The sequence below is a fragment of the Rhodococcoides fascians A44A genome, from assembly GCF_000760735.1.
Taxonomy (GTDB): Bacteria; Actinomycetota; Actinomycetes; order Mycobacteriales; family Mycobacteriaceae; genus Rhodococcoides; species Rhodococcoides fascians_E.
Genome location: NZ_JMEX01000004.1, coordinates 565,623 through 587,218, shown reverse-complemented (window position 1 = coordinate 587,218; position 21,596 = coordinate 565,623). Strand labels below are relative to the sequence as shown.

Here is a 21,596-nt window from a genome sequence, read left to right as displayed (position 1 = left end):
TACGCCGCCTGACGTTGTGGTGGAGATTCGTCCCCACTCGCCCAGTTGAACGGGTCCCTAGCCATCGGCACCTTCATCGCCCATGGCCATGTCGAGCTCGGTCATCTGCCGGAACAGTTCCTCGGAGCGCTTCCGCGCTTCTTCGTACATGAATTGCATAGCTTCGATGTGTTCAGCGGATTCCTTCTTCGACAGTCCGTTTCGAAGCTGGACGCGAGCCTTACGCATGGCCTGCAGGGCCTGGAGCCAGTCGCGGACGATGCTGACCCGGTCGTTCTTCGGATCGAACTGCTCCCGCGCCCACACTTCGAGCGGCTCGCCGTTCTCGTCGTCGACCCAGTCGTTAGTGGGTTTCATCAGGCCTGCTTCGCCGCTGAACCAGCGCAGTGCGTCGTGTGATTCCTGGTCAAGTCCGGGCAGGACCTCGACGTTGCCCTTTGGGAGATTCGGGTACACGAGCTGAACCGGTGAGACGGCGAGCGCCGCTGCGAGGACGAGGAGTTCAGAGATGTCGAGGCTCTTCTTGCGGCCGTTCTCGAGGTCCGCCACGACGGACCGCGAGATGCCGAATCCGATGTCGTATGTGCGATCGGAGAGCTTCGCAGCAGAGAGAGCTGCATGCTCTTTGCCGCGTAACCGCCGGACCTCGCCCGCGATGCGCGCGACGAGATCTTCTGCCCAAGACTGCGTCATGGTTACGCAGTCTAGCGGAAATGTCCGTGGGGTTGTGGCAATGGGGCGCAGTTGCTAGCTTGTGGTGGTGCTACTTGGACGAAAGGTTCGAGCGGCCTGAAATGTGTATCAACAACGCAAAGCTCTGAGGGAGGAAACTCATGTCACGACGGCTGTACTCGGTTCCGGAAGCGATGGCGCGCACGGGACTCGGACGCTCGAATCTGTTCAACAAGTTGGCATCAGGCGAAATCCGCAGCGTCAAAGCGGGCAAGCGCCGCCTGATCCCCGACACGGCGATCGACGAATACATCGAAAGACTCGAGGAAGCGGCGCGCACCAGCTCCGTCGTCGCCTGACATGCCCTTGACTCCCGACCCATACGAAATCGAAACGCCCCCGGCGATTCTCGGTGTTGCAAGCACCGAGGCCGGGGGCGTCGTCGAAACCTCAACCCTGCTGGAACGAGGTCGAGTTGCCACAGGTGCATCGGCGCTTCGCGGTGCCAGCGTTTGTAGATCCGTTTGTGTTGTTGTTCTTGATGATTGACCAATCCGTTGCGGACCAAGACTCGGTGGACGGTGGCACGGGATGGGCTCCGTTGTCCCAGCACGGTTGCAAGTTCGAAGCAGATGCGACGTGCGCCCCACCGGCGATGATGTCGGCGCATCTCACAGATGAGGGCTTCGACGTCTGCGTGGATGCGTAGCGGGCTCGAGTGTGGCCGCCTCGATGAGTCGAGGAGGCCGTCGAGACCGGAGCTCTCGTATCGCTTGCGCCACGCTGTGATGGTCTGTCGAGTGACACCGAATCGTTCGGCTACCTCGCTGACCGGTGAATCATTGTGGATCTCTGTGATCGCGCGTAACCGGATCTGGACTGTGACTCGGCGGGTGATGTCTGCATCGGATTCTTGGGGCTGAGGAGAAGGCACACGCAATGCTTTCCAGCAGGGGTGATGTGGATGATATGTACCGATGACGTTCGGTCAAAGATGTGTTGAACCCTTACACGTCACAATCGAGCAGCGGACGGTGCGGGCATGAGCGAGACGATCATCAAACTGACCCGCGAGCAGATGGCTGCACGGGTCGCGCAGGAATTGCACGACGGGGAGTACGTCAACCTCGGTATCGGGATGCCGCCGTTGGTGCCGAACTATCTGTCGACCGGCATCACCGTCGTATTGCTTTCGGAGAACGGTGTTCTCGGTGTCGGGCCGTACCCGAGCGAGGGCGAGCTGGATCCGGAGGTCATCAACGCCGGTAAGGAGACGATCACCGTGCTGCCGGGTGCGTCGTACTTCGATTCGGCGGACTCGTTCGGGATGATCCGCGGCGGTCAGGTCAACGTCGCGGTTCTCGGTGCGATGCAAGTCAGCGCGAGCGGGGATCTGGCGAACTGGATGATTCCCGGCCACATGGTCAAGGGCATGGGTGGGGCGATGGATCTGGTGCACGGTGCTCGTCGGGTGATCGTGATGATGGAGCACGTCTCGAAGAAGGGTGAGCCGAAGATCCTCGAGGAGTGCTCACTTCCGTTAACCGGCAGGGGATGTGTGCAGCGGATCATCACCGACATGGCCGTCCTCGACGTCACCGACAACGGCCTCGTCCTCGTCGAAACCGCACCCGGAATCACCGCAGAATCGGTGCGGGAAGCTACGGGAGCGGCGCCTCAATTTTGATCTCGGGAGTCTGCCACAGTAGGACAGCACGCAGATCGGGAGTGAGTCTTATCGCTTACGTTTAAGTCGAAATCGTGTGCCGCTCGTTGCCATGATAGAGCGCAAGTTGCTTCGTGTTTCATATCGGTAGGCTGGAAGCCGATACCGATGCAATGGCGTCGAACCTGACACCTCACGCACGGTCCGCTGTTGGCCGAACAAGTGACGGCTGAGGTGTCTTCCATGACCGAGGATGCGCGTAAGAGCGTCACACCGGCGTGTGAGTCGGGGCGATCACTCGCCGTCAATCCGTCGGTCACTGAATATCCCGATCCTGCCCCGGGTGCGTAACCTGTTCGACCCTGCAGCCTGTGCACGAACTCGATACGAAAGCCAGTAATGCTGTCGAATTGTCTAACGATCTCGTTCCCTATCGCGCTGCGGGTGACAGCGGACCGACGGTGGGTGCTGATCGGATCATTAGGGTACGACCCCTCGATATGGACCGTAACTGGTTTCGCTGCTCGTCATCGCGGGGGATCTGCGTGGGCACGGATCCTCGGTGGTAACCGACGGTCCGTACACTGTCGCCGCGCTCGCCGACGACATCCTCGCGGTGATGGATTTGCTTGAACGAGGTCGTGTGCACTTGGTGGGACTGTCGCTGGCGGTGCGGTCGCGCAATAGATAACGCTGCACCGGCCCGAACGTGTGACGACGTTGTCACTGCTGTGCACAGCAGCGCGTTTCGGTTCTGCGCAGTTGTGGACCGACAGGGCTGCACCAGTGCGGACGGCGGTACCGAATCGGTTCCCGACAGTGCTCTAGAACGCTGGTTCATCCTGGCGTTGCTCGCTGGGGATCCGGAATCGGTCTGTGCGACACGGAGCGTGATCGCCGCAACCTCGGCCGAGGGTTTGCCGCCAGCAGTGAAGCAAAGGCTGACTTCGACGGCACGGCCGACTCGGCCGCACCATCGCCTCGACGCTGGTGATCGCCGGGACTGCGATCCCGCGACCACGCCGTCGGACATGAGGATTCTCGCCGACGGTGTCGTCCGGTCGAGTTCTTATGCCATCGAGGGCGCAGCGTTCCTGGCGAACGTCGAACAGCCGGTGAGGTGACGCGGTGGATCATCGAGCACACCACCTCCGGTGACTATCAGGCGAGCGGAAGTCCGCGCACGAGACAGGGTTGCGGGTGCGTCGCGCGGTGCTCGGTGACGCGCACGTCGACCGGAGCATCGCCCGCATTAGCGCATTCACTGCACCGTTCCACGACTTCATCACCCGAACTGCTTGGCGAGACAACTGGACCCGTGACGGGTCTCGAACACCGCACCCGGAGGCTTCTGACCCTGGCGATCCTGACGGCCGTGGCAAACCAGCACGAACTGGACATGCACGTTTGCGCCGCCCAGCGAGCCAGCCTTGAACCTGACCACTGGCAGAAGTCCTCCTGCACACCGCCGGCGACGACGACGTGCATAACTGCAACGCGGCCTCGCCCTGGCCGACGCCGCGCTGGCCGAGAACAATCAGTGTCTTGACGAGACAGTCCAGCGCAGTTCAATAGTGTGTTGGCTGAACCTGTAAATAAACCCTCTGGTCGACAGAACCGGTGACACCCGACCGAAACCGTGCAGTGACGTCCCTTGTCGGCGATCAATTGCCAGCTCTGCCGCCGCGATTCTCTTGAGTGCGTCCGGGTGGTCAAGAGCGCGGAAGTTGCGTGATTACAGCGCATCGAGCGTTCTGCTCGCAGAACTGTCGCAGCACGGGGGATTTTACATGGGGTTGTCGGACCGGCCGCGGGCAGTGGCGATCGAACAGCGAGGACAATACTCCTTGAGTCACATGACTTCGACTAGCCGCCGCTGTAGGAACGTGAGGTGGTCAGTCAGTGGATCCGTGACGGAGCAGTCGCACGTGATCGGGGTTGAGATCCGCGATTTTGTTCACACCTAGCAAAGTCATCGTGTGCGAAATTTCGCTCGCAAGGATTTCGATCGATCTGCGGACACCTGCTTCGCCTGCAGCCATCAGTCCGTACAGATATGCCCGGCCAACTAGTGCGGTGGAACGGTCATACCTGCGCGCAGGTCTCGTAGTCGTCGACCCCCTATGGGCACGTCGACGGTCAGTACAAGGGTTTCGCATCCAGCGTCAAGGGCGTCTTGTACCAGTTCAGTGGACCGGGCACGATCACTCGATAGGTATAGCTGGAACCAGTTTGAGCCATTCGGTGCTGCGTCACGAACCTCAGTATAGGAGGTGTGGTACCGAAGCTCGAAAGGCCATACGGAATGTTGAAATGAGCAGCGGCGCGGGCCACGGCCTTTTCGCCTGCGACGTGCATCATGCGTGTGAAACCAGTGGGGGCGAGACCGAAGGGTGCGTTGTACTTTTCCCCAAGTAATTCGACACCACGGTCGACCTCGAACACATCTCGTAGCACATGCGGCCGGAACTTGAGATCTCGGTACGCTGCGCGGGCGCGTCCGATACTGATTTCGGCGTCGGCGGGTCCGTCGACGTATTCGAATGGGCCGGTGGGCGTTCTGCGTTCAGCTACACGGCGTAAGTCTTCGATGGTGTGGACATCGCGTAATCGGCGTTCGACTGCGTTTCGTGCGATCGGCTTGAACTTCAGTAGTGGAGCGAGCTCGGATACTCGCGGGACCCTACGAACGATTCTAGGGTTGGTGAAACCGTCCATCTCATGTCCTCCTGTGTATCAATCGTCCTCTCGCACGATGAAACGTCGATTTACTGCGGCTCCTGGCCGTCGCGCTCTCCGGCGCCCAGTTGCACCGTTCTCATCGAGTGTCCATCCTCTTCACAGACGGCTGGCGAGAAGTTGCGCGAGCGTTGACGCCTGTTCTCCGGCGAGTTCTTCCAGTTGCAGCCTGCAGGAGAAACCGTCCGCAAGGATTATCGTGTTGTCTTTTGCTGTGCGGACCGCGGGTAGAAGGTTCTGCTCGGCTACGGCTACCGACACTTCGTAGTGTCCGTCTTCGACGCCGAAATTTCCTGCGAGTCCGCAGCACCCACCCACGGTGGTTACCGATGCTCCCGTTCGTTTCAAAAGGTCTGCGTCAGTGTTCCATCCGAGTACGGACGCGTGATGACAGTGCGGTTGAGCGACGATGTCGACGCCTGTCAGGTCTGGTGGTTCCCATCCGGCGGTTCTCGACAACAGCTCTGCTAGGGTTTGTACGCCGTTCGCGACGGCGCTGAGTCTGGGATCGGATACTAGTTCTGTTGCATCGCTTCGCCAGACTGCGACACACGAGGGCTCCACTCCTACGACGGGTATTCCGCTCTCGACAATCGGGTACAACACGTCGAGTGACGCTTCGAGTTGTTTGCGGGCTGCGTCGCGTTGGCCGGTGGAGATCCATGTCAGGCCACAGCAGGCCTTGCGGTCGATGAACGTCGGCTGGTAGCCAGCATTTACCAGTACCCGCAGCAGGGCGTCCAGGGTGTCGTTCTCGAAGCCGTCGCTGAACGAATCCACCCAGATCGCCACTGGTTTCCCAGCGACCTCAGGAACAGTAGTCGATCGCCGATTCGATCGATGGGCGAACGCGGGCAGATTTCGTCGCTGATCGACCCCCGCTGACCAGCGGACGACACGCCCTAGCGAGGGAGATCGAAGGCCGGCGTTGAGCACTCGTCCCAGCCGCAGGGCAGAAACCAGTCGTGCCCAGCGAGGTAACCACCCCAATGTGTAGTGGCTTCGCGGGCGTAGCTTTCCGGAGTACGCCTCGTCAGTGACTATCGACTTGTACGAAGCCATGTCGACGCCGCTCGGGCAGTCGCGTGAGCATCCTTTGCAGGACAGACACAAGTCGAGTGCTTCTGCCACCTCGGGAGAGTCCCAGCCTTGAATGAACTCGCCGTTGATCATCTCCTGGAGAACCCGCGCGCGACCACGGGTCGAGTCTTTTTCCTCTCCCGTCGCCTGGAACGATGGACACATCACCTGTCCGCCGGCACCGCCGTTGGCCAGGCATTTGCCGACTCCTGAACACTGATGGATCGATTCCACGAGCAATGGGTGGCTCAGTGAAATCGGTTTCGATCGCGCGAGCGGAATCCGCATGTCCGACTGGACCGGCCGTGGATCCACGAGCACGCCGGGGTTCATCAGGTTGTTCGGATCGAACAAGGCTTTGACTTGAGCCATCAAAGCAATTGCCTCGGGGGAGTACATACGTGGAAGCAAGGCGGACCTCGCCCGGCCGTCCCCGTGCTCACCAGATAAAGATCCACCGTAGCTGCTGACCAAGTCGGCTGCGGCTTCGACGAATCGGCGGTAGGCGGCGGGGCCGTCCGGCATGTCGAGGGGGAAGTCGATTCGGCAATGCACGCAACCGTCTCCGAAATGCCCGTACGGCAAGCCGTGCACACCGTGTTCAGCCAGCAATGCGTCGAACTCGCGGAGGTAGGCACCCAATTTCTCGGGCGGGACAGCAGCGTCCTCCCAACCGCCGTATGCGGGCTTGTCGAGGCTCAGGGCGGCGAGGCCCGCACCGTCGGCCCTGATCTTCCACAGCCGATCAGCGGCGGCCGATTCGTTCACGATCCAACCATCCGTTGCAGCTACGTTGGCCAGTAGATTCTCGGCCCGCTGAACGAGTCGATCGTGGTCATCATCGACAAGTTCGACGAAGACCCAGGCGTTGCCCTGCGGCAGGGGCGGAATGCTCTCTGCCCCTTGTTGATCGGCGACGACATCGACGATTCGACGGTCGAGTCCTTCGGCCGCGGTCGGATTGTGCAGGAGCATGGATGGGGCGTCATCTGCAGCCTCGGGCATGGTGGGATAACCGAGGACGACCATGACCTTGTGTTCGGCATCTTGTACCAATCGGACGGTGGCTTCGACCGTGACCGCCAACGTACCCTCGGTGCCCGCGAGGAAACGTGCGACGTTGAATCCGTTCTCGGGTAACAGATGTTCGAGCGAATATCCCGATACCTGGCGGCCGAAACGGCCGAATTCGGTGCGAATGAGAGCAAGGTTGTCTCGGACTAGGGCTTGTAGTGCATCGAGGGTAGGTGATGTCGAGTGGTGTCCCGTACTCAGCTTCAGCCGCTCCCCGGTTCCAGTGACGACGTCGAGTCCCACGACGTTGTCGGCGCTTCTGCCGTAGCCGAGTGCGCGCGGGCCGCAGGCGTTGTTGCCGATCATTCCCCCGATCGTGCACCGGTTGCTGGTCGAAGGGTCGGGCCCGAAGCGCAGCCGGTGGGGTGCGGCATGCGTTTGCAGGGATGACTGAACGACTCCCGGCTGTACGGTGGCGGTCCTGGTCTCGGGGTCCACCTGAAGAACCTGGCCGAGGTAGCGACGAGTGTCGATGACGACGCCGGGGCCAATTGCATTGCCTGCGCAGGACGTCCCGGCTCCCCGAGGGGTGATGGGGATCATTGTGCTCAGTGTCGATTGCACTGCCGCGGCGAGTTCGTCTGAGGTGTGCGGATAAAGGACAGCTTTCGGCATCACCCGATAGAGACTCGCGTCGCTGGTGTACATCGATCGAGTGAGCGCCGAGTCATCGGCCCTTAGACCCCGCCCGCGCAACTCGGTGAGCAACGCAGTCAATGGCGTGGCCTCGGAGTGCGATGTGCCGGTATCGTCAGGTTTCGTCATAGTTGCCTCGTTCGAAAAGCTTCGTTGATCGACGGTATATGGAATTCTCTAGGATCTAGGCCGGGTACAGGCCGTGCTGCTTCCCGTGCACACGCGCAAGGCCCATAAGGGTGTCGACGTTCGGTGTGGACACGCCGAGCTCGCGCCCAATTTCGGCAACGGCGCCCACCAAGGCGTCGAGTTCGATGTATCGTCCGGCATCGACGTCCTGCAGCATCGACGGCCGAACCGCACCCAGCTTCTGCGTCAGGCGCAGGCGGTCCTCCGGCTTTTGTTGTATCGGCAGGCCTAGACGCGAGCCCACTTCACTGGCTTCGAGCATGCAGCGCGAGACGAACTTGCGTAGCAACGGGTCTGACAAGATGCGATCGGTAGTGGCGCCAGTGAGTGCAGCAACCGGGTTCAGTGACATGTTGCCCCAGAGTTTGTACCAGACGTCGGTTTGGATCCGATCCGATACTTCGATATCGAAGCCGGATCTCGAAAGGTCCTGTCGCAGTACCTCAATCGTGGAGGCCTTCAACCGGTTTCCCCCGGGGGCGCCGATGATCAGTCGCTGCCCAGCAGTATGGCGGAATACTCCGGGCGCGACCACCGATGCGCTCAGGTGCACCACGCCGCCCACCACCTGGGTGGCGGGTACAGCCGCCGACAGATGGCCTTTTGGATCGATGCTCTCGAGCCGGGATGCATCGACATCGGTGTCCAAGCCGTGAAAGAACCACCATGGCACACCGTTCATCGCGGTCAACACGGTCGTGCCCGGTCCGATCATTTCTGTCAATGACCTCGCAATTGACGGCAGTGCAGTCGCTTTTACTGAGACGATCACACAGTCGGCGTCCGAGAAATCGCGGGCGTCGTCGCTCACAGGCACTCGAAACGACCGATGCTCGTCGGAGTCGGGGCCAGCTGCAATCCGAAGCCCATGCCGCTGAACCGCCTCCAATGTTTGACCCCTGGCAACGGCGCTGACGTCCGCTCCTGCGCCTGCGAGACGCGCGGCCAGGTGGCCTCCGATGGACCCCAGTCCGTACACGCAATACTTCACTGCACTCCTATCCAGCCATGACGCGGCACAACGGCTCGACACGCCGCTCGACTAGTTGCAGTGTGTCCCGCCCGGAACGACGACCGCGAACCACGTTTTGTTGTGTCCCACAACACTACTGATGTCGACTTTGTGAGCACGGTCACCTAGCTTCGAGGGCGTGATGCGACGACAGCCCGTCCATCGTTTCGTTTCAAGCCTGGAGGTTTCAGTGCACAGCGCGACCGATCCTGACTACTACCTGGATGCTGATGCGTCGAGGGTCCGCAAGTCTGCTTACCTGGATCCAGAACTCTTTGCAGCAGAGATGGTCAAGATCTTCGAACGGTCGTGGCTCTACGTGGGACACGCGTCGGAGGTTCCGGAGCCTGGCGACTACAAGACAACAAAGATCGCCGGACGCTCGGTTATCATCTCTCGTGCACGCGATGGGCAGATTCACATTCTGCAGAATCGCTGCAGACACCGTGGTGCGAGTGTGTGTCAGGCCGACAAAGGCAACGCTCGCTTCTTCCGCTGCGAGTACCACGGGTGGACCTATAAGAACAGCGGGGAACTCGTCGGTGTCACTTTCCCGGACGGCTACGAGGACCTCGACAAGCCCAACCTGGGACTGCTGGCGATCCCCCGAGTCGAGGTTTACCGCGACTTCATCTTCGCATCACTGAATTCAGACGCCGTGCCCCTCGAAGAACACCTCGCCGGAGCGAAAGAGTTCATCGATCTGTTCGTCGATTCCGCGGGAGGCAGGCCCCTTCTGGCCAGGCACGGCACTCAACAGCTGACGTATCCAGGGAACTGGAAGCTGCAGCTCGAGAATGGGTGCGACGGTTATCATCCCAATTTTGCGCACCGATCGTTCTTCCGTATCGTCGGCAACCGTACCGGTGAGGAATCGAGCGGTTCGTACCTCGGTGCCGAATCGCAGGCCCGCGCACGTAGTTTGGGTAACGGTCACACCATCCTCGATCAACGCAACTCGGTGGGGAACCACTACCACAAGCGGGCACTTCTTGCGCCTGACGCCGACGATATAGTTGCCGAACTGCGAGAAGAGCTCCCGACGGACGAACTCGAACAGCTGTTGGGTGATTCGGTGCACCTCGGTTTCAACTTGACGGTCTTCCCGAACCTTCAGATCATCGGCGTTCACATTCGCGAAATCGTACCGGTCTCGGCAACCGAAACGGTGGTCAAGTACACGCCGACGACCATCGACGGCGTCCCTGAAGGGATCAACCAGCTCAGAATTCGTAGCCACGAGTTATTCTACTCCGCAGCAGGTTTCGGCGTACCGGACGACAGTGAAATGTTCCGCCGTGTTGCCTCCGGTTTCGATACCGACGCCGAATGGCTGTTGTTCGAGCGCGGCCTCAAACGAGAAGTGCGGGACCACCCGTTTGCGCACTCACATGTCACCGACGAACTACCGCAGCGGGCCGAATGGCTGCACTGGGCCGGACTGATGCGCGAGAGCAACGGAGATGCGAAATGAACTTGAGCGCAGTCGACTTTATCAACCACGAGGCGATCCTGCTCGACGAGCGGCGATACGACGAATGGGCCACGCTGTTCAGCGCCGACTGCCGATACTGGGCTCCTTACGACTGGTTCGCACCCGAGCCGCGAAACGCAATCAACGTGATCTACGACGATGCGGCACGCTTGCAGGACCGAATCTCGCGTCTGACAGGCGGCGACTTCCATTCGCAAGATCCCGCGTCTCAGACCGTTCGAATCCTCGGCCAGGGGCTTCGACTGGAAGCCAGTGAATGGAATCCGAACGCTTCGTTCACCGAAATCTGGACGCTGCCATTCCGACTGTCGGAGCTCCGACGTGAACGGATCACCGAGTACTCGGGCCGCTACACCTACTGGCTCGACCAAGAGGAAGACCAATGGGTCATCGCTGGCAAGAAAGTCCAACTCCTCGGCGCGAACGCACCCCTGTCCAATCTCACATTTCCGCTGTGACTGGTGCCAGACCGATGTCACAAAACAAAACCCAGCACATGGACTTCGTCAATGAATTCGCCAGCATCCGCATTTCCCGCGAGGTCGGCCAGTGTGGTGTGCGCCTGAAATTCACCGACCTCGAGACGGACGCGAGCACGTACATGGACCCACTCGAATTGGCAAGCCTGTGCGAATCGGGGGAGTCCGACCGTCTGCTGGTGGTGAGCGGTCCCATGTACCAACACGGAACCGAGGTCGAAGAACGATGAGTACCACGTCAGCGCACGTTCTTACTGCGCCGAAATCCTTCGAGCAGCGCGAGTTCACGCTGCCTGACGTCGCAGATCTCGGCGGGACCTTGGACGTGTTGTCCTGCGGCTTGTGTGGCAGCGACGTCGCGAGCTTCGAGGGGCAGAAAGACCATGGCGGATCGGTAATTCTCGGACACGAAGTGATCGGCCGAATCGGAACGATAGGCACAACAACCGCGAGGTCTTGGGGTGTCGAGGTCGGTGACCGCATCGCGATCGAAGAGGGTATCCCGTGCATGAACTGCGACTTTTGCAGGCGCGGTCAGCACCGAGTGTGCATGCGATCCGGAGTGCGGTACGGCGACACTACGATCGACGTCGCGCCCTCGCTGTGGGGCGGCTTCGCCCGCACAATGTATCTACACCCGTCGACTCAGATCCACCGAGTCCCCGATTCTGTGCCCGATGACGTGGCCACATTGTTCATTCCGCTGTCCAACGGATTGGCGTGGACCCGCGACAGTGGTGATCTGCGTCCAGGACAGCGCGTGGTTGTCATCGGAGCAGGGCAACATGGCATCGCGTCGGCTTTGGCTGCCCTCCGAGGCGGTGCTCATGCCCTTGTGGTCGGCACGCACTTCGATCGTCACCGCTTGCAGTTGGCGGCGTCGTTCGGGTGCGCAACGCTCGCCGTCGATCCCGATCAGTCATCGACGGAAGCGATCATCGAAGCATTGGGCGGCCAGGCCGATTTGGTCATCGACATGACACCCGGCGCAGCAAGGCCGCTGGTAACCAGCATCGAAATCGCCGCGACCGGAGGAGCGGTGCTGTGGGGCGGTCTCAAACGCGGATCGGGACGTGCAGAGATTCCTGTCGACGACATCATTCGCAAAGAGTTGCGGATCCAGGGACTATGGGCTCGGCCGAGCTGGGCGATCGGTGCCGCCTTCGACTGGATGCAGGAAGTTCCAGAGCTTGCACGCCTGTGCGAACAGTCTTTCAGCCTCTCCGAACTCGACGCGGCATTCGGGGCGGCCACCGCCGCCGATGCCACTCAGCGGCCATTGCACGTGGCAATCGTCAATGCAGAAAGCGAACCAGCATGAAAATCACCGTCGACGAAAAGAAGTGTGCAGGCCATGCACTGTGCACCATTATCGCGCCCGAATTGTTTGAGATGAACGCGAACGGCAAAGCCGTCGTCCTCGGGGACGTGACCGATGACGTCCTCGATATCGCCGAAGAGTCGGTGACCGAATGCCCGGCCGCCGCCATCGTCCTCTCCAGAGGTGACAACCATGGGTAAACATGTCGTTGTCGTCGGTGCCTCTCTGTCCGGGGTCAAAGCCATCCGCGATCTGCGGGCTCTGGGCTACGACGGTGCGATCACCATGATCGGAGACGAAGAGGCACTGCCGTACGACCGACCACCGCTGTCGAAGCAATTCCTCGCAGGAGAGAGCCAGTTCGATGACCTTGTGCTGGCCGATGCATCCGAGCTCACGACACTCGGCGTCGAGTTCATCAGCGCGGACCCCGCAACGGCGTTGGACGAGGAATCGAACACCGTAACTCTGGCCTCGGGTCAGGTGGTGGGTTACGACCACGTGCTGATTACCACGGGGGCTGGCCCGAACCGCCCGCCCTGGTTCCGACCTGTGCCAGGACTTCACCTCTTGCGGTCCGTCGAGGACGCGCGCGCCGTCCGCGACGAGCTGACGACGGCACAACGAGTGGTCATCGTCGGCGGCGGGTTCATCGGCACCGAGGCTGCGGCCAAGCTTGTCTCCATGGGCAAGGACGTCACAATCGTTACCGACGGCGACAGCGTGCTCGAGCCGCTCGGACACGAGCTAGCCGCTCGGTTCACCGCGCTGCACCGCTCCCGCGGCGTCAACATCATCAACAATTCCCTCGTGGTCGATGTTCACGGAGTCGACCGCGTGACTAGTGTGCAGATACTGGACCAGACAATCATCGAGACGGACATGGTTCTCGTCGCGGTGGGCGCGCGCCCCAACTCGGCCTGGGTGCCACAGCTGGCCGATCCGATGACCAAGGCAATAAACGTTCGCACCGATGGAAACGTTCGAGGCAACATTTGGGCGGCTGGCGACGTGACGGCCGCCGGCGCAGGACACTGGTTCTCGGCCGTGCGGCAGAGCAAACGCGCGGCCCGAGCGATACTCGGCATTGAAGACAAGTCGACAGCACGACTCGATGCCGAAGTTCCCTACATGTGGACCGACCAGTTCGAACTCAAGGTACAACTGCTCGGATTGGTTCGCCAGACCGACGACCTCGACATCCTTGACCAGCAAGGCGAAACCGACCCCGGAAATCTGGTCGGCGTGTACAGCCGCAATGGCATCATCAGTGGCGGAGTACTCGTCGATCAACCACAGATCCTGGGAAAGATGCGGCAGATCGTCGCGGCAAGTGGATCCGTCGATGACGCTGCACACGTACTGGGCGCAGGTGTTCGATCATGAGCCTCCTGCGACGGAAGGATAGATGCCCATGGACGCGGCAGCCGGCGCCCGAACGCCTCGCGACATCGACACACGACTCGTCCGTACGTTCGCCGCGGTCGCCCGTGACCAAAGTTTCACTCAAGCCGCCGTAAAGCTGGGAATGACACAGCAGGGCGTGAGCAATCACATCAGAAAACTGGAAAGTCTCCTGGAGTACCCGGTGTTCGAACGGCACCATTCTCACATCGTCCTGACGGAACAAGGAACGAGACTACTGCCGTACGCACATGCGGTGATGGTTGCGACCGATAACTTGCTCGGCTTGTCTCGGTCCGAACGCCCGCCTGTCCGTGTAGCCGAAATTCGTGGCCGCAGAATGATGCAAGACTGCTGGAAAACGTACCGAAAAAGCAACCCGCGGCAGCAAGTCAGCTTCCACGACATGCTCAGCGTCGAGCAAATTCAAGCAGTCCTTGAAGGTCGCCTCGACGTAGGAATGGGTCGATTGATGGAACATATTCCAGGAATCGAGTCCGCCCCGCTACGATTAGATGCGTTGATGGTATTGAGTATCCATCCTTTGGAAACGGTCACTTTGGCCAAAAGCCGGCTCGGATACACAGGACTGTTCAGTGACAGATTTCTTGGATGGAGCACATTCTGCCAACAACTCGCCCACGATTTCGAGGTAGACCTCGAAGTCGTCCCACACGACAACACTATGCTCGAAGCGATCGGCCAAGGACAGATCAGCGGTGAATTACCACCAGTACTTGCCTTGAACGGAATGCGCGATTATCCAGGTTCCGAGTATTACAACTGGTACAAGTTGAACGACGTTCAGGCCTACTACCCATGGTCACTGTTCTGGCGAAAACACGAAGCGCGTGAGGAAGTACTCAGCTTCGTCGACGTCGCGCTGAAAGTGGCGCACGACAAACGTTGGCTATCTACCGACACCAGTGGTGTCACTATATGGGTGCCACCGGACGGTGTCGGGCACCTCGACACCTGAACCGGAAGGTTGCCTGCAGCTGATCGAGTCACGCACAGTGAGCGAGATGCTTGCCGGTCAATCGTCTAATGAACAGACCCTCGTGCGCGTCTTCACAAGACTTCCTCAAAAATGCAGCCCCCCACTGAAGCAAAGGAAATATCATGGCAAAACAACAGGGAGGCGTCGATTCGATCGACGCGCCTTTGGTTGCCAGTCCGAAAGAGTACCGGCGTATTTTGATGTCGAGCTTCATCGGTTCGACTGTTGAATTCTACGACTTCCTGCTCTACGGAACAGCGGCCGCTCTGGTTTTTGGTCCGTTGTTCTTCTCTGATCTCAGTCCCAGCATGGCCTTGTTGGCTTCTTTCGCGACCTTCACAGTCGGATACGTTGCGCGTCCTATCGGCGGAATCCTGTTCGGGCACCTGGGAGACCGCATAGGGCGCAAATCGTCCCTCGTCATTACCATGGCAATGATGGGCATTGCGTCTACCGCGATCGGGCTCGTTCCGACGCACGCGCAGATTGGTTCGTGGGCTGCGGTCATACTACTGATCTTGCGCATCGTTCAGGGGCTAGCCGTCGGGGGAGAATGGGGCGGCGCGGCGCTCATGGCGCTCGAGCACGCCCCACAGAAGCAGCGCGGCTTCGCGGCCTCCGTCGCAAACATGGGCGGGCCTGCCGGAGCGATGCTCGCAACCTTGGTCTTCGCCGGGTTCGCGCTGCTACCCGAAGAACAATTCATGAGCTGGGGTTGGCGAGTTCCATTCCTTCTGTCTGCTGTACTCGTACTCGTCGCACTGTTCATTCGACTTCGAATCTCCGAAAGTCCGCTCTTCCTCGCCGCTCAAGCCAAGGCAAACGCCACCAAAGCCAAAACGCAGGCACCGGTGATGGTTATCCTGACCAAGTATCGCGCCCAGGTTGCTATTGCCGCTCTTGGTGGTGTCGCTGCATTCGTCTACTCCAGCTTCATGGCCACGTTCGCAATCTCGATCGCTCGCGAGATGGGTACGGGCTCCACCGCAGTGCTCCTGTGCAAGGCAGGCGCCGCGTTCGTACACATCTTCACCATCGCGTATTTTGCACGTCTGTCGGATCGGATCGGACGCCGGAAAGTGATGCTGGCGGGCTGCGCACTCAGCCTCGTGTTGGCGTTCCCGTTGATCTGGCTGCTGAGCAGTGGGGTCACGGCTTTAGTGCTTCTCGCTTTCCTCATCGGCAATCCCTTAATTCAAGGATCGATGTACGGTCCGCTCGCGGCGTACATTGCTGAGCGATTCTCCACAAGCTCCCGGTATACCGGTGCTGGATTGACCTACCAGATCAGCACGGTCCTGGCCAGCTTCACCCCGATCATCAGTTCTGCTGTGTGGGTTCTAGGCCAAGACCATCTCAGCAGCGAAGGGGCTGCCCAGTACTCGTTCGTGGCGGGATATCTCATCGTCGCAACACTGATCAGTCTCGTGGCGATCGCGATGTCGCGGGACACCTTGAATCGCAATCTGGATGAGGCAGACTCGCGGGGCCTTGCAACAGACGCCACTCCGCACGGTCGCTGACAGATACCCAACGTTGTTTAGGAGGACTTCGTGTCCACGTCATACACTTCGGTCTGGTCCGATCTGAACCAGGTCGAATTCAGCCAAGGCTTCCTTCAAACCGCCAACTACAGAACCCGATACCTGCACTCGGGCACCGCGGATAAGCCACCCCTTCTGCTGCTTCACGGTGTCACCGGTCACGCAGAGGCTTACGTCCGAAACCTGCAGTCGCACGGCCAGCACTTCGATGTATACGCAATCGATTTCATCGGTCATGGATATTCCTCGAAACCCGATCATCCACTGGAAATCAAACATTACATCGAGCAGGTACTCGAAGTCATGGACGCCCTTGGCTTCGATCGCGTCTCGCTGTCCGGTGAGTCCGTCGGGGGATGGGTATCTGCCGCGATGGCTCTCAAGCACCCTGACCGTGTCAATCGAATCGTTTTGAACACCATGGGCGGAACGATGGCCAACCCGAAGGTCATGGAGCGGCTCTACACACTCAGCATGGAGGCGGCTACGGATCCGAGCTGGGAGCGCGTCAAAGCGCGCCTCGAATGGTTGATGGCTGACCCCTCCATGGTCACCGACGACCTGATTCGCACGAGGCAGATGATCTTCGAACAGCCCGATTGGCTGGCTGCGTGCGAGGCGAACATGGCCCTGCAGAACCTCGAGACCCGTAAACGCAACATGTTCTCCGACGACGACCTGCGTTCCATCACCACCGAGGCGCTGGTCCTGTGGACTAGGCAAGATCCGTCCGGCCCGGTCGAGGAAGGCCGACGCATCGCTGACCTGCTACCCAACGGCCGACTCGCGGTCATCGAGGACGCCGGACACTGGCCGCAGTACGAACAGACGGACAAGTTCAACCGCATTCAACTCGACTTCCTACGCCACGGTCATCGCGACGAGAACAAGGGCGCGTAATGCCCACCAGCCTGGTCGCTATGTCCCACACCCCACTGCTCGGCAAGGTGACCGTCGAGCGGGACGTGGAGTCGCAACTCGACACCGTGTTCGGGTTGCTTCGAGACTTCGTCGCCGACTTCGAACCCGACGTCACGATCTTGTTCACGCCCGATCATTACAACGGGTTCTTCTACGACATAATGCCGCCGTTCTGCGTAGGCACAGCTGCCGAATCGATCGGAGACTTCGGCAGCCCAAGCGGACCGCTCAACGTTCCCGAGTCGTTCGCGATGGATCTGACCAACCACGTTCTTGCAGACGGCGTCGATCTCACGATGTCCAAAGCGATGAAGGTCGACCACGGCGCGGTACAACCGCTTGAACTGCTCTTCGGTTCGATCGACAAGCACCCGGTAATACCCGTGTTCATCAACGGCGTGGCGGAACCTTTCACGCCGATGCGGCGAGTTAAAACACTCGGTGAGTCCATCGGACAGTTCATCCAGGGAAGAAGAGAACGGGTGCTCCTCGTCGCATCCGGTGGGCTCTCCCACGATCCACCCGTTCCGCGTTGGCACACTGCGACGCCCACCGCTCGTGCGGGACTGTTGAATGGTCGCCAGCCAACACCGAAAGCCAGAGCTACTCGCGAGAAGAACGTCATGGCGACTGCGCAGGCATTCGCGGAGGGCACCGCCACGATTCAGGACTTGAACCCAACCTGGGATCGCGCCTTCATGGACCACTGCCGAACCGGTGATCTATCCGCGCTTGCCGAATACGACTGGGAACAGATGACCCGGGATGCAGGACACAGCTCACACGAAACACGCACCTGGCTAGCGGCATTCGCCGCTTTGTCCACCTTCGGTAACTATGACACCGACGTCCAGTACTACCGGCCGATCCGCGAATACATTGCCGGTTTCGGCGCGATCGCGGCCCGCCCGCGCGACCAGAAGAGAACACCGGGACAGGATCGGAACCGATGAACAGCACCCCGCCACCCCGCAGCGCTGCAGAGACGGCGGCCACCCGTCTCCGTGACGCGAGCGTAAACAAGAGCCCCTGCGCGCCCGTCCGCGACCTCATCGGAGTCGGCGACGTCCGAACCGCCTACGACATACAGCAACGCAACATCACCCGGCGGCTGGCCGAGGGCAGGACTGTCTCCGGACGGAAGATCGGGTTGACTTCGCCTGCGGTCCAGAAACAGCTGGGCGTCGATCAGCCCGATTTCGGAGTCCTCCTCGACGACATGGACTGCACGGGCAAGAACGTCGACACCTCATCGCTGCTGCAGCCCCGCATCGAAGCCGAGGTCGCCTTCCTGCTCGCCCGCGACGTCGTTGCACCGATCACCGGAGACACCGCTCCGGATGTGGTCGATTCCGTCTTTGCAGCATTCGAAATTGTCGACAGTCGAATCCAGAACTGGAACATCACTTTCGTCGACACCGTGGCAGACAACGCCTCAAGCGGCTGCTATGTCCTGGGCGATGCGACACCACGGATTACGGCGCCCGACCTCGCATCGATTGTCATGACGATGACCTGCAACGGACAGCAGGTCTCCGCCGGATCCGGTGGAGACTGCCTCGGCAGCCCATGGAACGCCTTTGCGTGGCTGGCGAACACGAGCCTGTCATACGGGTCGCCTCTACGTGCCGGTGAAATCATCCTCACCGGCGCCCTCGGCCCCATGGTCCCCGCAGAGGCAGGTGCGACATACACCGCCCACTTCTCCGACCTCGGCTCGGTCACAGCCACATTCACTTCTTAACCCAGAAAGTCGACTCATGAAGAAAACCAAAGCAGCGGTGATCGGGTCGGGCAACATCGGCACCGACCTCGTCATCAAACTTAAACGCGTCGCCAAGAACGTCGAAATCGCCGTGCTCGTCGGCATCGACCCGGCCTCTGACGGGCTCGCCCGCGCACGGCGCCTCGGGATCAGTACCGTCGACTCCGGAGTGCACGGACTGATCGATCATCCGGACTTCGCAGATATCGACATCATCTTCGACTCGACCTCCGCCAAAGCGCACCTGATCAACGAAGAAGCTCTACGCCCGCACGGCAAACGCCTGATCGACCTCACCCCGGCTGCCATCGGGCCGTACGTGGTCCCAGCGGTCAACCTCGACGAGCACCTCGGCGCACCCGACGTAAACATGGTGACCTGCGGCGGGCAGGCCACCATCCCCATCGTCGCAGCTATCTCCCAGGTCACTCCGGTGCACTACGCAGAGATCGTCGCCTCGATCGCTTCGAAGTCGGCCGGCCCCGGAACCCGCGCGAACATCGACGAATTCACCGAAACCACCTCCGAAGCGATCGAGAAGGTCGGAGGCGCGGCCCACGGTAAGGCCATCATCGTCCTCAATCCGGCCGAACCGCCGCTGATCATGCGCGACACCGTCCTGGCGTTGGTGACCGACCCGGACCAGGAGAGAATCCGGCAGTCGATCCTCGATATGGTCGCCAAGGTATCGGCGTACGTGCCGGGCTACCGACTTAAACAGGACATCCAGTTCACTCAACTCGACGACGCAGAATCGGTCGCCACCTTGACCGGCGGTGTCGACAAAGGACCTGGCCTGTGGAAGGTATCTGTATTCCTCGAAGTCGAAGGCGCCGCGCACTACCTGCCGGCGTACGCAGGAAACCTCGACATCATGACCTCCGCAGCGCTGCAGGTCGCCGAAAAGATCGCAGAGAACACCACATTGGAGGCAGCACGATGACCGAGCAGACCACGCGTGCCAACGTCGCCGACGGTGCCGCGCTCTACATCCAGGACGTCACCCTGCGCGACGGCATGCACGCCATGCGCCACCGCATCAGCCCCGAGAACGTCGCCAGTGTCGCCAGCGCCCTCGACAGCGCCGGCGTCGACGCCATCGAAGTCACCCACGGCGACGGGCTGGCCGGCCACAGCCTCACCTACGGACCCGGCAGCAACACTGACTGGGAATGGATCGAAGCCGCCGCCGAGGTCGTGCACCGCGCCAAACTCACCACCTTGCTACTGCCAGGCGTCGGCACCGTCACCGAACTCGAACACGCCTTCAAACTGGGCGTGACCTCGGTGCGTGTGGCCACGCACTGCACCGAAGCCGACGTTGCCGCCCAACACATCGACAAAGCCCGTGAACTCGGCATGGATGTCTCCGGCTTTCTGATGATGTCGCATCTCGCCGAACCCGCGCAGCTGGCAACACAGGCGAAGCTGATGGAATCGTATGGCGCACACTGCGTGTACGTCACGGACTCCGGCGGCCGGCTGACGATGAACGGGGTACGCGACCGCGTCCGAGCCTACCGAGACATTCTCGAGCCCGAAACCCAGATCGGTATCCACGCTCACCAGAATCTGTCGCTGTCGGTCGCCAACTCCATAGTCGCAGTGGAAGAAGGCGTCACACGCGTCGACGCGTCACTCGCCGGACACGGCGCCGGCGCGGGCAACTGCCCGATCGAACCGTTCGTCGCCGTCGCAGACCTGCACGGCTGGAAGCACAACTGCGACCTATTCGGGCTGCAGGATGCCGCCGATGACGTAGTTCGGCCACTACAGGATCGACCGGTACAGGTCGACCGCGAAACCCTCACCCTGGGCTACGCAGGTGTGTATTCGAGCTTCCTCCGTCATGCCGAGACAGCAGCGAAACAGTACGGGCTTGACACCCGCACAGTTCTTCTCGCAGTCGGTGAACGCGGACTCGTGGGAGGCCAGGAGGATCTGATCACCGACATCGCACTCGATCTGGCATCACAGGCCCCGAAAAAATAGCTCTACTCCAGTTGTCGTGGCTTTCGGCGGCGCGAAATCCGTGCGACAGCCGCCGACGCATCATCGGCGGCTTATAGATCTAGACAGTCCCCGATCGGTCTGGGGAGAGTACGGCGCTTCAGGCTCATTTTCGACACAAGCGCCGTCAGGTGGCGGGCAACGCGTGAGGTTGTTGTTCGCCTGTTGAACGCAGTCTGCCGTCCACCTTGTACTTATGGACAAGTCACGCTGAGCTGGGCGTCGGGTGCATGGCCGGTGCAACGCTCTGGGATGACGTCTGGCGGGGTGTTAGGGTCGTGCCGCTAGGAGGCTCTGCACCTGGTTTGTCGATGTGAGGTATGAGGTCAGTTCGGGCGTTATGTAGTTGGTGAAGCGCCGCATTCGTCTTAGCGAACCGTTGAGCTCGCTTCGATTGACTGGTTCGTGGTGGGCTACGGGTTTGCGGAGTTTGCGAGTATCGTCGAGCCCGGAGTGGACCTGTTGCCGGTTGGAGCCGTTAGGGAACACGTGCTGTAGGTGCGGCTGCCAAATGAGTGGTGAGTTTCGTGAGCTGGTCATCAGTACCAAATATCCGAATGTCGGCTCTGCCATCATTTTCCCGGGTGGT

21 protein-coding genes and 4 pseudogenes are annotated in these 21,596 nt (G+C 60.5%); 17 read left to right on the top strand and 8 right to left on the bottom strand.

The window, feature by feature from the left end; translation table 11 throughout:
- Positions 1-57 precede the first annotated feature (57 nt).
- On the bottom strand, positions 58-693 hold the full coding sequence (locus BH95_RS03765) for a helix-turn-helix domain-containing protein (RefSeq protein WP_037181011.1): 636 nt from the start codon (positions 691-693) through the stop codon (positions 58-60).
- Positions 694-833: 140 nt separating this feature from the next.
- On the opposite strand from BH95_RS03765, the gene BH95_RS03760 reads away from it, so the two are divergent.
- Positions 834-1,031: an excisionase family DNA-binding protein gene (locus BH95_RS03760; RefSeq protein WP_037181009.1), complete on the top strand. Its 198-nt coding sequence runs from the start codon at positions 834-836 to the stop codon at positions 1,029-1,031.
- Positions 1,032-1,249: 218 nt separating this feature from the next.
- Here BH95_RS03760 and BH95_RS29375 read toward each other — a convergent pair.
- Positions 1,250-1,606, bottom strand: a pseudogene (locus tag BH95_RS29375) (helix-turn-helix domain-containing protein); the annotation flags it as partial.
- 108 nt (positions 1,607-1,714) lie between these two features.
- Here BH95_RS29375 and BH95_RS03750 point away from each other — a divergent pair.
- Both BH95_RS03750 and BH95_RS29895 read left to right on the top strand, forming a co-directional pair.
- Positions 1,715-2,359, top strand: coding sequence for a CoA transferase subunit B (locus tag BH95_RS03750; protein ID WP_037181006.1), 645 nt, complete (start codon positions 1,715-1,717; stop codon positions 2,357-2,359).
- Between the two features lie 541 nt (positions 2,360-2,900).
- Complete coding sequence (locus tag BH95_RS29895; protein ID WP_347876813.1) at positions 2,901-3,029, top strand: alpha/beta fold hydrolase; 129 nt, start codon at positions 2,901-2,903, stop codon at positions 3,027-3,029.
- 1,204 nt (positions 3,030-4,233) lie between these two features.
- Here BH95_RS29895 and BH95_RS29960 read toward each other — a convergent pair.
- From BH95_RS29960 to BH95_RS03730, 5 genes and pseudogenes are all read right to left on the bottom strand, one after another.
- Positions 4,234-4,497, bottom strand: coding sequence for an alpha-hydroxy-acid oxidizing protein (locus BH95_RS29960; protein ID WP_371828302.1), 264 nt, complete (start codon positions 4,495-4,497; stop codon positions 4,234-4,236).
- Positions 4,474-4,553 (bottom strand): annotated as a pseudogene (locus tag BH95_RS29955) (hypothetical protein); the annotation flags it as partial. The gene BH95_RS29960 and the pseudogene BH95_RS29955, both read right to left, overlap by 24 nt.
- Before the next feature lie 74 nt (positions 4,554-4,627).
- Positions 4,628-5,056, bottom strand: a pseudogene (locus BH95_RS29950) (alpha-hydroxy acid oxidase); the annotation flags it as partial.
- A 120-nt stretch (positions 5,057-5,176) separates the two neighbouring features.
- Positions 5,177-7,996 (bottom strand): FAD-binding and (Fe-S)-binding domain-containing protein, encoded by a 2,820-nt coding sequence (locus BH95_RS03735; protein WP_052059958.1) that lies wholly within the window; start codon positions 7,994-7,996, stop codon positions 5,177-5,179.
- 55 nt (positions 7,997-8,051) lie between these two features.
- On the bottom strand, positions 8,052-9,035 hold the full coding sequence (locus tag BH95_RS03730; RefSeq protein WP_208601136.1) for a 2-dehydropantoate 2-reductase: 984 nt from the start codon (positions 9,033-9,035) through the stop codon (positions 8,052-8,054).
- 223 nt (positions 9,036-9,258) lie between these two features.
- Here BH95_RS03730 and BH95_RS03725 point away from each other — a divergent pair, with 223 nt between their 5' ends.
- From BH95_RS03725 to BH95_RS03715, 3 genes are read left to right on the top strand one after another with little or no spacing between them, the layout of a single operon-like run.
- Positions 9,259-10,542, top strand: coding sequence for an aromatic ring-hydroxylating oxygenase subunit alpha (locus tag BH95_RS03725; RefSeq protein WP_052059957.1), 1,284 nt, complete (start codon positions 9,259-9,261; stop codon positions 10,540-10,542).
- Positions 10,539-11,021, top strand: a complete 483-nt coding sequence (locus BH95_RS27745) for an aromatic-ring-hydroxylating dioxygenase subunit beta (protein WP_052059956.1) — start codon at positions 10,539-10,541, stop codon at positions 11,019-11,021. Before BH95_RS03725 ends, BH95_RS27745 begins: the two co-directional genes overlap by 4 nt.
- Before the next feature lie 14 nt (positions 11,022-11,035).
- Positions 11,036-11,272: a hypothetical protein gene (locus tag BH95_RS03715; protein WP_157773033.1), complete on the top strand. Its 237-nt coding sequence runs from the start codon at positions 11,036-11,038 to the stop codon at positions 11,270-11,272.
- A gap of 8 nt (positions 11,273-11,280) precedes the next feature.
- Here the strand turns inward: BH95_RS03715 and BH95_RS29370 are convergent, their stop codons facing one another.
- The gene (locus BH95_RS29370) at positions 11,281-11,427 is read right to left on the bottom strand and encodes a hypothetical protein (RefSeq protein ID WP_244164803.1); all 147 of its coding nucleotides are present in this window, start codon (positions 11,425-11,427) and stop codon (positions 11,281-11,283) included.
- Between BH95_RS29370 and BH95_RS29945 the strand changes: the two are divergent.
- The 11 genes and pseudogenes from BH95_RS29945 to dmpG all read left to right on the top strand — a co-directional run.
- Positions 11,368-11,649: pseudogene (locus BH95_RS29945) on the top strand (alcohol dehydrogenase catalytic domain-containing protein); the annotation flags it as partial. The gene BH95_RS29370 and the pseudogene BH95_RS29945 sit on opposite strands and share 60 nt — an antisense overlap.
- 75 nt (positions 11,650-11,724) lie before the next feature.
- On the top strand, positions 11,725-12,363 hold the full coding sequence (locus tag BH95_RS29365; protein WP_244164801.1) for a zinc-binding dehydrogenase: 639 nt from the start codon (positions 11,725-11,727) through the stop codon (positions 12,361-12,363).
- Positions 12,360-12,563, top strand: coding sequence for a ferredoxin (locus BH95_RS28545; RefSeq protein ID WP_037180998.1), 204 nt, complete (start codon positions 12,360-12,362; stop codon positions 12,561-12,563). Before BH95_RS29365 ends, BH95_RS28545 begins: the two co-directional genes overlap by 4 nt.
- The gene (locus tag BH95_RS27740; protein WP_052059954.1) at positions 12,556-13,749 is read left to right on the top strand and encodes an NAD(P)/FAD-dependent oxidoreductase; all 1,194 of its coding nucleotides are present in this window, start codon (positions 12,556-12,558) and stop codon (positions 13,747-13,749) included. Before BH95_RS28545 ends, BH95_RS27740 begins: the two co-directional genes overlap by 8 nt.
- A 28-nt stretch (positions 13,750-13,777) precedes the next feature.
- Complete coding sequence (locus tag BH95_RS03695) at positions 13,778-14,746, top strand: LysR family transcriptional regulator (RefSeq protein WP_037180996.1); 969 nt, start codon at positions 13,778-13,780, stop codon at positions 14,744-14,746.
- A gap of 143 nt (positions 14,747-14,889) precedes the next feature.
- Positions 14,890-16,290 (top strand): MFS transporter, encoded by a 1,401-nt coding sequence (locus BH95_RS03690; RefSeq protein WP_052059953.1) that lies wholly within the window; start codon positions 14,890-14,892, stop codon positions 16,288-16,290.
- Positions 16,291-16,320: 30 nt separating this feature from the next.
- Complete coding sequence (locus tag BH95_RS03685; protein ID WP_037180994.1) at positions 16,321-17,211, top strand: alpha/beta fold hydrolase; 891 nt, start codon at positions 16,321-16,323, stop codon at positions 17,209-17,211.
- A complete protein-coding gene (locus BH95_RS03680; RefSeq protein ID WP_052059952.1) occupies positions 17,211-18,185 on the top strand; it encodes a 3-carboxyethylcatechol 2,3-dioxygenase in 975 nt (324 codons plus the stop codon). The genes BH95_RS03685 and BH95_RS03680 overlap by 1 nt, the downstream gene beginning before the upstream one ends.
- Positions 18,182-18,976 (top strand): 2-keto-4-pentenoate hydratase, encoded by a 795-nt coding sequence (locus tag BH95_RS03675; RefSeq protein WP_037180992.1) that lies wholly within the window; start codon positions 18,182-18,184, stop codon positions 18,974-18,976. Before BH95_RS03680 ends, BH95_RS03675 begins: the two co-directional genes overlap by 4 nt.
- A gap of 16 nt (positions 18,977-18,992) precedes the next feature.
- A complete protein-coding gene (locus BH95_RS03670) occupies positions 18,993-19,940 on the top strand; it encodes an acetaldehyde dehydrogenase (acetylating) (RefSeq protein WP_037180990.1) in 948 nt (315 codons plus the stop codon).
- Positions 19,937-20,989, top strand: a complete 1,053-nt coding sequence (gene dmpG, locus BH95_RS03665; RefSeq protein ID WP_037180988.1) for a 4-hydroxy-2-oxovalerate aldolase — start codon at positions 19,937-19,939, stop codon at positions 20,987-20,989. The genes BH95_RS03670 and dmpG overlap by 4 nt, the downstream gene beginning before the upstream one ends.
- Positions 20,990-21,596 lie beyond the last annotated feature (607 nt).